Origin of the sequence: Xanthomonas sp. WHRI 6106 (genome assembly GCF_040202405.1) — a bacterium.
In the GTDB taxonomy this organism is placed as follows: Bacteria; Pseudomonadota; Gammaproteobacteria; order Xanthomonadales; family Xanthomonadaceae; genus Xanthomonas; species Xanthomonas cannabis.
In genome coordinates, this window is sequence record NZ_JBEGFC010000004.1 from 130,401 (window position 1) to 143,542 (window position 13,142).

Consider the following 13,142-nt stretch of genomic DNA (forward strand, 5'->3'; position numbering starts at 1 on the left):
CCGCTAGAAATGGAACCAGGTTCCACCGTTTGTCATGCGCACGCTCTACAGTCGGGATCGCATTCCCCGATCACAAGGAGCTGTCGATGAGGTTGCCGTCCCGTGTTGTGTCCCTGCGTTGCACCCTGCCCCTGGCCTGCGCGTTCGCGCTGAGCGCCACCGCCGCCAATGCGGCGGTCTTCATCAACGAGCTGCACTACGACGACGCAGGCGCCTCCGGCGACAGCGGCGAAGGCGTGGAAGTGGTGGCCACCGCCGGCGAATCGCTGAGCGGCTACCGCATCTATCTGTACAACGGCAGCGCCCCGAGTGCGGCGACGGTCTACGCCAACACCGCGGTGCCGGCCGGCAGCCTGGTCAGCTGCGGCAGCCAGGTCCGCCTGGCCACCGTGAGCTACGCCAGCAACGGCGTGCAGAACGGACCCAACGACGGCGTGGCGCTGGTCGACCCCAATGGGCAACTGGTGCAGTTCCTCAGCTACGAAGGGGCCATCACCGGCAGCGGCGGCCCGGCGGCCGGGGTCACCAGCCAGAACCTGCCGGTCAGCGAGAGCAACAGCAGCGCGGTCGGCAGTTCGCTGCAACTCGCCGGCACCGGCAGCGCGGCAGCCAACTTCAGCTGGGCCGGCTCGGCGGCGCAGACCTTCGGCGCCTGCAACCGCGGCCAGACCTTCAACGGCGGCGGTGGCGGTGGCACCAACGGTGCGCCGACGATCACCAGCACCACGCCGAGCCAGGGTGCCACCGGCTTCCCGGCGGCCGGCGACCTGGCGGTGGGCTTCAGCGAGGCGGTGACGTTGAGCAGCGGCGCCTTTGCGCTGAGCTGCGCCAGTTCCGGCAACGTGGCACTGAGCTACGCAACGACGGGCAGCCGTTTCACCCTGTCCACCAACACCGCCCTGGTCGGCGGCGAGCGCTGCACCCTGGCCATCACCGCCAGCGCCATCCGCGATGCCAGCGGCCTGAGCCCGGCGGCCGGCCAGTCCATCGCCTTCACCGTGGCCACCGCCAGCGGCGGCGCCACCGGCTACTACTCGCGGGTGAACACCACCAGCCCCAGCCAGCTGCGCTGCTCGCTCAACGCCACCATCCGCGGCCACACGGTCTACCCCTACAGCGGCACCGGCACCAACACCTGGACCATCCTGGAGATGGCCGACGAAGACCCCAACGACAGCGGCCGCATCCTGGACGCCTACCGCAACCGCAGCTACGCCAAGGTCAGCGACCGGGCCGGTACCGGCAGCGGGCTGACCTACAACCGCGAGCACACCTGGCCCAACTCGCTGGGCTTCGGCAGCGCCACCGGCGACCGCGGCCTGCCGTATGCGCCCTACACCGACACCCACATGCTGTACCTGACCGACACCACCTTCAACGCCGATCGCGGCAACAAGCCCTACGCCACCTGCACCAGCAGCTGCGGTGAGCGGGTGACCGAGGTCAACGACGGCAGTGGCGGCGGCAGCGGGCGCTACCCGGGCAATTCCAACTGGGTGCGCACGCCCGACGGCAACGGTGGCACCTTCGAAGTGTGGGGCCGGCGCAAGGGCGACATGGCGCGTGCGGTGATGTACATGGCCATTCGCTACGAAGGCGGCACCGATGCAGCCACCGGGCAGTCCGAGCCGGACCTGGAGCTCACCGACGACCGCAGCCGGATCGTGCAGACCTCTTCTTCCCCCGCGTACATGGGGCTGCTGTCCACGCTGCTGGCCTGGCACCAGGCCGACCCGCCGGACGATGCCGAACGTGCCCGCAACCAGGTGATCTTCAGCTTCCAGGGCAACCGCAACCCGTTCGTGGATCATCCCGAATGGGCCACTGCCGGCCTGTTCACTTCGGCCAAGCCGGCCAGCTGCCAGCTGGCCAACTGAGCTGCACCGGCCCGGCGCGTGATGCGTCGGGCCGGTGGGGTTGGATCACGCGGAAAAACGTACGGCACGTGATGGCGGCCAGGCGCCGGTGCCGACGGCGTGGTTTGCAGCAGGCGACACGCCCTCGATCGGATCCGGCGCTGCTGACTACCGCCGGGCGTGGCGGTGCGTCGCCTCCGCACCGACATGCACGCTTTCAAGATCGCCTGGCCAACGCCCCCGGCCTCCTCGCGCTGGGCGAGGTGACCGCCGGATCACCGGCGCAACGCTCTCCCAACCGTTGTCGGCCGGGCTTCGCATCCGGCCCGCGCTCCGCGCCACGGCAAGGCCGGCGCAGTGTGGCAGGTGCTCTGTCGGCCTCACTGCGCAGCTGCACCCGGGCACGGCCGCCCTGCCCACCGCCACTGCGAAGGCAGCGAAGTTGACGCCCTGTTCCGGAATCGGCGGTCGATCCCCCGCAGGCGGGGCATTACACTGCGCAGCTGCAATGAGCGCCTCTTCCCTCCATCTGTTGTTCAGCACCTGCCCGGATGCCGACAGCGCCGACCGCATCGCGCACGCCTTGCTGGACGAACGCCTGGCGGCCTGCGTCACCCAGTTGCCCGGCGCGCAATCGCTGTACCGCTGGAACGGCGCCATCGAGCGCAGCACGGAAGTGCAGTTGCTGATCAAGACCTGGGACGACCGCCTGCCCGACGCCATCGCGCGGCTTCAGGCCTTGCATCCGTATGAACTGCCGGAGGCGGTTGCTGTCCAAGCCAGCGCCGGGTTGCCGGCCTACCTCGATTGGGTCCGGGCCGACACCCGCAAGGAATCCTGACGTCCATGAAGTCTCTGTCCCGCTGGATCGCCCGCTGCGCGCTGCTGGCCGCCCCCTTGTTCGCCGCGCCGCTGGCGCTGGTGGCGCCACCCGCGCAGGCGGTCAGCGAGGCCGACCTGCTGCCGGTGGACCAGGCCTTCGCGCTGACTGCCCAGGCCGACAGCCGCGGCAGCATCGCTCTGAACTGGAAGATCGCGCCGGGCTACTACCTGTATCGCCATCGCATCAGCGTCAAGTCCGGTCAGGGCTTTTCCGTTGGCGAACTGGCGCTGCCGGAAGGCGAGAGCAAGCACGACGAGTTCTTCGGCCAGGTCCAGACCTACCGCAAGCAGTTGCAGGCCACCCTGGCCGGCAGGGCCGAGCCGGCCCTGAAAACGGCGGTCCTGCAGGTGCAATACCAGGGCTGCGCCGATGCCGGAGTGTGCTACCCGCCGCAGCGGCGCGAGATCCGCGTCGCGCTGCCCGAGGCAGCGGCCGCTGGCGCGACCACCGCCGCACCGCAACGCGAAAACCTGGGCGCGCTGGTGCCGCGCGGCGCGTCGAGTCCGCGCCTGTTCGGCGCCACCGGCCAGGCCGCCGGCGTGGACGCGCTGCCGCTGCCGGCCGAGCAGGCCTTCACCTTCGAGGCCATCGTCGGCGACGGCAACAGCCTGCTGCTGCGCTTTACCCCGGCGCCGGGCTATTACCTCTACCGCGACCGCACCTCGCTGGCCGTGGAAGGCAGCACCGGCGTGCGCCCCGGGCTGCCGCGCTGGCCGCAGGGCAAGACCCACCGCGACGAACATTTCGGCGACGTGGTGGTGTATTTCGACCAGGCCGAAGTCACCCTGCCGCTGTTGCGCGAACGCGCCGAGCCGGCGCACGTGACCCTGGTGGCCACCTTCCAGGGCTGCCAGACCGACGGCATCTGCTACCCGCCGATGACCCGCCGCGTGGCGCTCGACCTGCCTGCCGGCACGGTCTCGCCGCAAAACCAGGCGCAGGCCGCGCCGCTGATGATCTCGCCGCTGGCCGCCGGGCAGGCGCCTGCCGACCCCGCGCCCGCCCAAGCCAGCGCCGCCGCCGCGCCGCCGGCTGCCAGTGCCGCGGCCGACAATCCGCAACGCACCCAGCCGCCACATACGGACAAGGGCCTGCTGGCGATGCTGGCGCTGGCCCTGCTCGGCGGGCTGGTGCTGAACCTCATGCCCTGCGTGCTGCCGATCCTGTCGCTGAAGGTGCTGGGGCTGGCGCACAGCGGCGAGAGCCGCAGCCATGCGCGCAGCCATGCCATCTGGTATTCGCTGGGCGTACTGGTGTCGTTTGCCGCCATCGGCGGGCTGGTGATCGGCCTGCGCGCGGCCGGCCAGGCGGCCGGCTGGGGCTTCCAGCTGCAGCAGCCCTGGTTCGTGGCGGCGCTGGCGTATCTGATGTTCGCGGTGGGCCTGAGCCTGTCGGGGGTGTTCACGCTGGGCAGCAACCTGGGCGGCATCGGCCAGTCGCTGGCCGCGCGCAACGGGCCGCTGGGCGACTTCTTTACCGGCGTGCTGGCCTGCGTGGTCGCCAGCCCCTGCATCGCCCCGTTCATGGGCACCGCGCTGGCCTATGCGTTCACCGCGCCGGCGCTGCTGGCGATGCTGGTGTTCCTGGCGCTGGGCCTGGGCCTGGCGCTGCCGTTCCTGCTGATCGGCTTCGTCCCGTCGCTGGCGCGGCGCCTGCCCACGCCCGGCGCATGGATGGAGACGCTCAAGCAGGTGCTGGCGTTCCCGATGTATCTCACCGCGATCTGGCTGCTGTGGGTGCTGGGCAAGCAGCGCGGGGTGGATGCGCTGGCGTTGATGCTGGTCGGCGCCACCCTGCTGGCGCTGGGCCTGTGGTGCTTCGAGCGCAGCCGCTGGAACAGCCATCGCACCGGCATGCGGCTGGCGGCGGTGATGCTGGTGCTGGCCATCGTGCCGGTGGTCGGCGTCACCCGCCTGCGGCTGCCGGCGGCCACCGCCGCCAGCGAAGGCGTGGTGGCGTTCTCGCCGCAATTGCTGGACCGCCTGCGCGCCGACAACCGCGTGGTGTTCGTCAACATGACCGCCGACTGGTGCGTGACCTGCAAGGCCAACGAAAAGAACGTGCTGAGCAGTGCCGAATTCCGCGACGCCCTGCGCCGCGTCGATGCGGTCTACATGAAAGGCGACTGGACCAACGTCGACCCGGCCATCAGCACCTTCCTCGACCAGCACCAGGCCGTGGGCGTGCCGCTTTACGTGGTGTACGGCCCCGGTGCCCCACCGGCGATCCTGCCCACGGTGTTGACCGGCGCGATCACCGAGGACGCGCTGCTGCGCGCAGCGCGCTGAGGCGGCGGCTTGCGCAGGCACGCTGCCTGAGCGTGCCACGGCGTGGGCGCACACACGTGGCGTTTGCGTGCGCCGTCCCGGCGCACGTTGGCACGTGATGCCGGTGCGTAGCGCGCTGGCCGCTGCCGGCAGCTGACACGCATTGCCGACTGCCGATTGCCGACGACCACGCAGCGCCGTTGCGACCGCCATGCGCACCTGCCGCGTTGATGCGCCTCATGCGAGTCGCTGGCCATTGGCCGCAGCGACGCCTGCAATGGCAGCGCATCTTCTTGCCATCGGCACGCCGGATGCAGTGCCGAAGACATGGCCGCGATTGCGCAGGACCTGATCGCGCGCAAGGTCACGTCCGCCAGCCACCTGGCCGTGCACGGCGGCAGCAACGGCGGACTGATGGCCGGCAACATGCTGGTCCAGTACCCGCAGCTGTTCGACGCCGTGGTGATCGAGTCGCCGCTGCTGGACATGCGGCGCTACAGCCAATTGCTGGCCGGCGCGTCGTGGATGGAAGAGTACGGCAACCCGGACACTGCCGACTGGGCGTTCATCCGCACCTTCTCTCCCTACCACCTGTTCGATCCGGGCACGTCCTGCCCTCCCACGATGATCGCAACCTCCACCCGCGACGACCGCGTCCACCCAGGGCACGCGCGCAAGATGGGGGCGATAGAGCGACGCCCTGCGTGGACACCGGAGCTTGTAGCCGCATCACCGGAGACGAGCGGACTGCTGCACGGACACAGAACGCCGACATGCTGCAGGGGACGATGCGGGTGTGACGGCCGCGGTGCGAGTGCCTGGCTGTCGTCAGCGCGCAACGACGTGACAATCCTGAATACAGGCTGCCGCCGCCAGCCTCGCTCCGGTGCGGTGTCGGTCCCGTTGCAACTGCCCTTGCGGGCGCCCATGCCCGCCGCCACTGGCGCAACGCGCGCACGCCGCGGAAATTCAATCGATCGTTTAAAACAGCTATAACTTCTGCTATCTGGACAGCATCGCCAGCATCGCGCAGACTTCCGGCCTTTCCGCTGCGCTGGATGTCATGGCCCACCTGCTGCTGTTGCACGGCCCCAACCTCAACCTGCTCGGTACCCGCGAGCCGGAGGTCTATGGGCGCACCACGCTGGCGCAGATCGATGCGGCCCTGGTGGACCGTGCGCAGGCCGCCGGGCATGCGCTGGCCTGCCTGCAATCCAACGCCGAGCACGTGCTGGTGGAGCGCATCCACGCCGCGCGCGAGGACGGCACTGCCTACATCCTGATCAACCCGGCCGCCTTCACCCACACCTCGGTGGCGCTGCGCGACGCGCTGCTGGGTGTGGGCCTGCCGTTCGTGGAAATCCATCTGTCCAATCCGCATGCGCGCGAGCCGTTCCGTCACCACAGCTACCTCAGCGACAAGGCCGACGGCGTCATCTGCGGCTTTGGCGCAGACAGCTACCGGCTGGCGCTGGAAGCGGTGATCGCGCGGCTGGAGCGCGCGCCATGACCCTTGCCGTCCCGGGCTCGGCGACCACGCCAACGGCCTGACCCCATTCCGCCGGCATCCGCCGGCACTCTCCACCGATTCACTTCAAGAGGCCCTTATGGATCTCCGCAAAATCAAGAAACTGATCGACCTGCTCGAAGAATCCAATCTCGCCGAAATCGAGATCAAGGAAGGCGAAGAAAGCGTGCGCCTGGCGCGCGTGCCCAAGGGCACCCAGGTGATGAGCGCACCGGTGCAGCAGTACGCACCCGCCCCGGCCGCTGCGCCGGCGGCGGCCAGCATGCCGATGCAGTCGCCCACCGAGGCCTCCACCGGCGGCGCCAAGCAGGCGGCCGCGCTGCCCGAGGGCCACGTGCTGCGCGCGCCGATGGTCGGCACGTTCTACACCTCGCCTTCCCCAGACAAGCCGGCGTTCGTCACCGTGGGCCAGGCGGTCAAGGCCGGCGACACCCTGGCGATCATCGAGGCGATGAAGATGTTCAACCCGATCGAAGCCGACGTCTCCGGCACCGTCGTCGCCATCCTCGGCGAAACCGGCCAGCCGGTGGAGTTCGATCAGCCGTTGTTCGTGATTGGCTGAAGCGCCGGGATTAGGGAATCGTGATTCGGGATTCGCACGAGCGACCGCATGAGCGCCTGACGGTGTGGCGCGATGCGATGTCGCTTGTCGAAGCGATCTACCGCCTGACCCACGACTTCCCTGATTCCGAACGCTTCGGGCTGACGGCACAGATGCGCCGCGCCGCAATCAGCATTCCATCCAACATCGCCGAAGGGGCTGCACGCCGCTCCACGGCCGAGTGCCTGCGCTATCTGTCGATGGCGCGCGGCTCGTTGGCGGAGCTGGACACCCAGCTGCAGATCGCAACATGGCTGCAGTTCGCTTCGCCTGATGCGGCAATTGCCGACCTGCTGAATCGCACGTTTGCCAAGCTCAACGCATTGATCCGCACGTTGGAACAGTCGCGCTCTCTCCGCGAACCCAGCGCCCTCTACGAATCCCCAATCCCGAATCCCGAATCCCATGCTCGATAAAGTCGTCATCGCCAACCGAGGTGAAATCGCGCTGCGCATCCTGCGCGCGTGCCACACGCTCGGCATCCGCACGGTCGCGGTGCATTCCACGGTCGACCGCAACCTCAAGCACGTCGCCATGGCCGATGAGTCGGTGTGTATCGGCCCGGCCGCGTCCAGCGACAGTTACCTCAACATCCCGGCGTTGATCGCCGCGGCCGAGGTGACCGATGCGCAGGCCATCCATCCCGGGTACGGCTTTTTGTCGGAAAACGCCGACTTTGCCGAGCGCGTGGAAGAATCCGGCTTCATCTTCATCGGGCCCAAGGCCGACACCATCCGCCTGATGGGCGACAAGGTCGAAGCGATCCGCGCGATGAAGGCCGCCGGCGTGCCATGCGTGCCCGGTTCGGGCGGCCCGCTCGGCGATGACATCGTCGCCAATACCAAGATCGCGCGCGAGATCGGCTACCCGGTGATCATCAAGGCCGCCGGCGGCGGCGGCGGGCGCGGCATGCGCGTGGTGCACTCGGAGGCGGCGCTCAAGGCCGCGATCGAAACCACCAAGTCCGAAGCCAAGGCCGCTTTCAGCAACGATCAGGTCTACATGGAGAAGTTCCTGGAAAATCCACGTCACGTGGAAATCCAGGTGCTGGCCGACGGCCAGGGCGGTGCGATCCATCTGGGCGAACGCGATTGCTCGATGCAGCGCCGTCACCAGAAGGTGGTCGAAGAAGCGCCCGCACCGGGCATCACCGAAGAACTGCGCAACGAGATCGGCAAGGTCTGCGTGGATGCGTGCATCCGCATCGGCTACCGCGGCGCGGGCACCTTCGAGTTCCTGTTCGAAGGCGGGCGCTTCTATTTCATTGAAATGAACACCCGTATCCAGGTGGAGCACCCGGTGACCGAGCGCATCACCGGCATCGACCTGGTGTGCGAGCAGCTGCGCATCGCCGCCGGCCACAAGCTCAGCATCAAGCAGAGCGACATCGTGCTGCGCGGGCATGCGATCGAGTGCCGCATCAACGCCGAGGATCCGGAAACCTTCATGCCCAACCCGGGCCTGATCACCGCCTTCCATCCGCCCGGTGGCCCGGGTGTGCGCGTGGATACGCACATCTACGCCGGCTACAAGGTGCCGCCGAACTACGATTCGATGATCGGCAAGCTGATCGTGCATGGCCCCGATCGCGAAACCGCGATCGCACGCATGCGCGTGGCGTTGAGCGAGATGGTGGTGGACGGCATCAAGACCAATATCCCGCTGCAGCAGCGCATCATGCGCGACAAGGGCTTCCAGGCCGGCGGGCAGAACATCCACTACCTGGAAAAGCGCCTGGCCGAGCGCAAGAACAAGTCGATCGCGCTGACCTGATCGCAAGCGCCATGGCAACGAAACAGCCCGGGAAACCGGGCTTTTTCGTTGCCCCCTGGTGCATCGCGCCGCGACTGCGTCGCACCGACGGCCGGTCCATGCGCAGGAGCGCACCCGGTCGCGCCCGGGTGCGCTCCTACGCAATCCGAGGATGCGAGGCCTGGAGGCGCAAGCCATTGCCGGATCCGATGTGCTTTTTCGTTGCGTTGCGTTGCGGTGCATCGCGCCGGCACTGCCTCACGCAGGCCAGGCACGCGGCTGGACGACACCCCGCACCGGCAAACCCATGTCACCAGTCGACCTGTACGTAGGAGCGCACCCGGGCGCGACCAGGCTTTATCGGTGAATCAGGTCGCGCCCAGGTGCGCTCCTACGGGATTCAGGGTGCTACCGGATCCGCTGCGCAGCTCTTCAGTCGTCCGCGCGGATACGCACCGTTCAATGCCGCGGCGCAGGCGCCTGCTGGCTGCCGGGTACCGGCACGATGCCGCTGGCCGATGACGGGTCGACCACGGTCATGGTTTCGGTGGAACCGTCCGGCCAGACCACCTGAAAGGTCGAGCCGGCCGGCAAGGTGGAAAACGGCATGGCGCTGCTAGCGCGGTACAGCGCGGCGACCTGGCTTGCGCCGTGCCGTCGCTGCTGTTCGTCGGCGGTGACGCTGGTGGACTTCACCGACAGCGGCTGGTAGCGGTGATCGGCGGTATCGATCATCACGATGCCCACCGCCGCGGCCGAATACGCCACGAACAGGGCCACCCAGAACCAGAACTTGGCGCCATGCGCCAACCGACGGTAATTCATGACTGTGCTCCCGGATCGGACACCAATGTATCGACCATCTCATCCACCCTGTCTGCTCCCTGCCGCGGCACCGCGGCGTCGAATACGAACGACACGAAATCCTGTGCGCCGGCGCGCGAGCAGATGCCCGCGTTGGCGCAATAACTGGTGACCAGCGTGCTGTCGGCACTGCAGTCCAGGCCCAGCCGACACGCCGCCACCTGCCAGGCCAGTTCGGCGAACTGATCGCCGGCCACATAACCGTCCAGACTGTCATCGCCGCTGGCGCGCGCGCCCATCGCCGGTGCCAGGGCCAGGTAGGCCTCCGGGTCGCGCGAGGCCAGCACACGCCGCACCAGCGTGCGCTTGTAGGCCGGGGTGGCCTGCAGGGGTTCGCCCAGCGCGAGCAGGGCGGCCTCGGCGGCCAGGCTGCCTGCGCGCGCCGCGCGCAGGCGTTGCTGCGCCACCAGCCGCGGGCTCAGCCCGTCGCTGGGCGCGAAACCGGCGCAGCGCTGCGCCACCCGGTCGCGCGCGGCATGCATGGCCGCCACGCCCGGCGTGGCGTGCGCGGCGATCCACGCGCTGTCGGCGGTATAGCCGGCCGGGCTGGCGGCATATGGTGCGCAGTAATCGTAGACCCGGCTCAAGCGCCAGCCTGCCTGCGCATCGCCGGCCTGCACGCGTTGCTGCAGGTACTGCGCGTAGCGATACAGATCCGGCTGTGCATCCACCGCATCGCGATCACGCAACTGCAATGCCGTGCCACGTTCGAAGGCCGCATGCACCAGCCGCGTGGCGACGGCCGGCTGCGTGACGGCCGTGGCCGGCGCGGTGGTCGTGGTGGCTGGCGTGGCCGGATGCGCACGCACATGCCACCAGCCCGCCGCCGCAAGCGCGACGGGAGCGAGCAACAGCCAGAGATGGCGGGCACGAGCAAGCGGCATGACAGCGGTAACCAGCGGCGGAAACGCCCGCAGCGACGGCGCGGAGTCTAGCACCCGGTTGCACGGGCCATGGCGGCCAGGCGAACGCTGCCACGGCTGCTCGCGCGGCGACGAACAGCGCCGGGCGCAGATGACTGGGTCGCACGCAGTGCCGGAGGCAGATGCAACGCAGATGGCAGCGGCAGACGCGGCCAGATCGCCGCGACCGCCGCGCTGGGTCGCCCCCACCAGTGGCGGCGCATGACCAACTGCACGGCAGCCGGCCTGCGCGAATGGTCTACGATGCACGCCTTCATTGTTACCGACTGCCACGATGCCGTTTCTTCAACTGACCCTGCCCTGCACCGATGCCGATCAGCCCCGTTTCCAGACCGCCATGGAGGAAGTCGGCGCGCTGGCGGTGACCTCGCTCGACGGCAACGACGATGGCAGCAATAGCCACGCCATCCTGGAACCGGGCGTCGGCGAAACCCCGTTGTGGAAGGAGCTGGAGTTGACCGCGCTGTTCGACAGCGAGAGCGACCCGCTGCAGGTCCTGGCCGCGCTGGATGCGTTCGACCCGGAACTGGACTGGAGCCAGGTGTCGTTTCGCATGGTCGAAGACAGCGACTGGATCCGCGCGTGGATGGACCTGTTCAAGCCGATGCAGTTCGGCACGCGCACCTTCATCGTGCCCTGGGATCAGGCGTTGCCCGAAGCGGCCAGCACGCCTGAAGCGGCCGTGGTGCGGCTGGACCCGGGCCTGGCCTACGGCTCGGGCGCCAGCCCGACCACCGCGCTGTGTCTGCGCTGGCTCGACAGCCTGGGCAGCAGTGGCGTGCTGCACGGTGCGCGCGTGCTCGATTTCGGTTGCGGCTCGGGCATCCTGGCGCTGGCCGCGCTCAAGCTGGGCGCGGCCAGCGCGGTGGGCGTGGACAACGACCCGCAGGCGCTGCTGGCCACCGCCGAGAATGCCGAGCGCAATGGCCTTCAGGCGCAACTGACCGCCTGCATGCCGGAGGATGAGCCGGTGCAGACCTATTCGGTGGTGGTGGCCAACATCCTGGCGACGTCGCTGGACGCACTGGCCGAGCTGCTGGCCGCACGCGTGGCGCCGGGTGGACGCTTTGCGATGTCCGGCATCCTGCAGGGGCAGGAAGACGAACTGCTGGAGCGCTACGCGCCGTGGTTCGAGCAGCTGCGCTGCGAACGCGAAGAAGACTGGATCCGCATCGACGGCATGCGCCGCCACTGAGCCGGCCGGCCGGGTTCACCGCTGCGCCCGGCCGGCGCGGATCTGCGCGGTGGTCAGCGCATCGTTCACGCTGATCGCGCGCAGGCGGGTCACCGCCTGCCAGCCGCTGCGCTGCAATGCCTGTTTGCGCCAGCGCCCGGCTTGCAGCCCGGCGACCACGCGCAGCGCGAGCTCAGCCACCAGCAGCGCGGCCCAGCCGCCTGCCACCCACGGCGGCGCGCCAGCGAGCGCCACTCCCACGGCGATGGTGGCCAGCAGCATCCCGCTCGTCAGCAGCGGCCAATACCGATAACGCAGCGCCCAGCCCCGTGGTGCCAGCGCCGCTGACCAGTGCACGCCCTCGGCGACGGCGGTCCAGTCCTGCCCGCGCCGCCAGACCTGGTAGACGGCCGCCCCGCGGAAGCGTTGGACCGACGGATCCAGCGGCGAATCGGCGGGCCACCGCGTGCTGGCGGGTGGGCGTTGATCGCCGGTGGGCCGGGATTTCGGAGTGACAGGCTCGACCATGAACTTCCTCCTTGAGTTCGCTGTGATCTCTTCATCGACATCTCACCGACAGTATCGCAAACATATTCCTATATGAAAGTTATACGAACTATCCCCGAGGGCTGCTAGGGCTATATCTCCCGGCCCCGTCTGCCTTCCATCGGTGCCGTGTGAGCAAGCTGTACGAACGAGTACGCGAAGCCCGCAGCTTCACCAAGCTGACCCAGGAAGCCCTGGCCGGCGAGCTGGGCGTCACCCGCAGCGCGGTGGCCCAGTGGGAAATGGCCGAAGGCACCGCGCCGTCGGTGGAGAACCTGATCGGCCTGGCCAGGCGCAGCGGCATGGCCTTCGAATACCTGGCCACCGGCCGCGGCGAGCGCGTGTTCGGCCCGCCGGTCCCGGCCATCGCCGAAGAGCCTGCCCAGTACCGCCGCCTGGATGACCAGCAACGCGTGCTGCTGGCCCGCTTCGACACCCTGGCACCGCGCCAGCGCAGCGGGCTGCTGGATCTGTTGCTCGCCGAGGGCAAGACGCGGCGGCGGCGCTGAGTTTCGGGATTCGGGATTCGGGATTCGGGATTCGGGATTCGGCGGGAGCGGGAGCGGGAGCGGGAGCGTGGTTGTCGCACTGCTTGTTGGCCAGGGCGCGGATGCGGCAGCGTGGGATCGCTGCAGGCAGCGACTGCGCGCTGCCACCTGCACCGTGGCGTCGCCCGGGCTGATGCATCCAGGTTCGCCGGCCGCTGCGCGCGTGGTTGAATAGCGCTCTTCCCGCTGCACGCCTGCCG

At 68.9% G+C, this 13,142-nt stretch carries 12 protein-coding genes and 1 pseudogene; 10 read left to right on the top strand and 3 right to left on the bottom strand.

What is annotated here, in order from left to right; genetic code table 11:
* Positions 1-86: 86 nt before the first annotated feature.
* From ABQZ09_RS08150 to accC, 8 genes and pseudogenes are all read left to right on the top strand, one after another.
* A complete protein-coding gene (locus ABQZ09_RS08150; RefSeq protein ID WP_349776620.1) occupies positions 87-1,877 on the top strand; it encodes an endonuclease in 1,791 nt (596 codons plus the stop codon).
* Between the two features lie 487 nt (positions 1,878-2,364).
* Positions 2,365-2,697, top strand: a complete 333-nt coding sequence (cutA, locus tag ABQZ09_RS08155; protein WP_349776621.1) for a divalent-cation tolerance protein CutA — start codon at positions 2,365-2,367, stop codon at positions 2,695-2,697.
* A gap of 5 nt (positions 2,698-2,702) precedes the next feature.
* Positions 2,703-5,027 (top strand): protein-disulfide reductase DsbD family protein, encoded by a 2,325-nt coding sequence (locus tag ABQZ09_RS08160; protein WP_349776622.1) that lies wholly within the window; start codon positions 2,703-2,705, stop codon positions 5,025-5,027.
* A gap of 300 nt (positions 5,028-5,327) precedes the next feature.
* A pseudogene (locus ABQZ09_RS08165) lies at positions 5,328-5,693 on the top strand (prolyl oligopeptidase family serine peptidase); the annotation flags it as partial.
* 376 nt (positions 5,694-6,069) lie between these two features.
* Positions 6,070-6,516: a type II 3-dehydroquinate dehydratase gene (gene aroQ, locus ABQZ09_RS08170; protein WP_349776623.1), complete on the top strand. Its 447-nt coding sequence runs from the start codon at positions 6,070-6,072 to the stop codon at positions 6,514-6,516.
* 97 nt (positions 6,517-6,613) lie between these two features.
* Positions 6,614-7,096, top strand: a complete 483-nt coding sequence (accB, locus tag ABQZ09_RS08175) for an acetyl-CoA carboxylase biotin carboxyl carrier protein (protein ID WP_166751793.1) — start codon at positions 6,614-6,616, stop codon at positions 7,094-7,096.
* Positions 7,097-7,116: 20 nt separating this feature from the next.
* On the top strand, positions 7,117-7,551 hold the full coding sequence (locus ABQZ09_RS08180; RefSeq protein ID WP_349776624.1) for a four helix bundle protein: 435 nt from the start codon (positions 7,117-7,119) through the stop codon (positions 7,549-7,551).
* The gene (gene accC / locus ABQZ09_RS08185; RefSeq protein ID WP_039405052.1) at positions 7,541-8,908 is read left to right on the top strand and encodes an acetyl-CoA carboxylase biotin carboxylase subunit; all 1,368 of its coding nucleotides are present in this window, start codon (positions 7,541-7,543) and stop codon (positions 8,906-8,908) included. The genes ABQZ09_RS08180 and accC overlap by 11 nt, the downstream gene beginning before the upstream one ends.
* Positions 8,909-9,346: 438 nt before the next feature.
* Here accC and ABQZ09_RS08190 read toward each other — a convergent pair whose 3' ends face one another.
* On the bottom strand, positions 9,347-9,712 hold the full coding sequence (locus tag ABQZ09_RS08190) for a hypothetical protein (RefSeq protein ID WP_184553207.1): 366 nt from the start codon (positions 9,710-9,712) through the stop codon (positions 9,347-9,349).
* Entirely contained in the window at positions 9,709-10,635 is a 927-nt protein-coding gene (locus ABQZ09_RS08195) for a hypothetical protein (RefSeq protein WP_349776625.1), read from the bottom strand. The genes ABQZ09_RS08190 and ABQZ09_RS08195 overlap by 4 nt, the downstream gene beginning before the upstream one ends.
* Positions 10,636-10,948: 313 nt before the next feature.
* On the opposite strand from ABQZ09_RS08195, the gene prmA reads away from it, so the two are divergent.
* Positions 10,949-11,869 (top strand): 50S ribosomal protein L11 methyltransferase, encoded by a 921-nt coding sequence (gene prmA, locus ABQZ09_RS08200; protein WP_349776626.1) that lies wholly within the window; start codon positions 10,949-10,951, stop codon positions 11,867-11,869.
* Positions 11,870-11,884: 15 nt separating this feature from the next.
* Here the strand turns inward: prmA and ABQZ09_RS08205 are convergent, their stop codons facing one another.
* Positions 11,885-12,376, bottom strand: coding sequence for a hypothetical protein (locus ABQZ09_RS08205; protein WP_349776627.1), 492 nt, complete (start codon positions 12,374-12,376; stop codon positions 11,885-11,887).
* 149 nt (positions 12,377-12,525) lie between these two features.
* On the opposite strand from ABQZ09_RS08205, the gene ABQZ09_RS08210 reads away from it, so the two are divergent.
* A complete protein-coding gene (locus tag ABQZ09_RS08210; protein ID WP_039564907.1) occupies positions 12,526-12,903 on the top strand; it encodes a helix-turn-helix transcriptional regulator in 378 nt (125 codons plus the stop codon).
* The last annotated feature ends 239 nt before the right edge of the window (positions 12,904-13,142 follow it).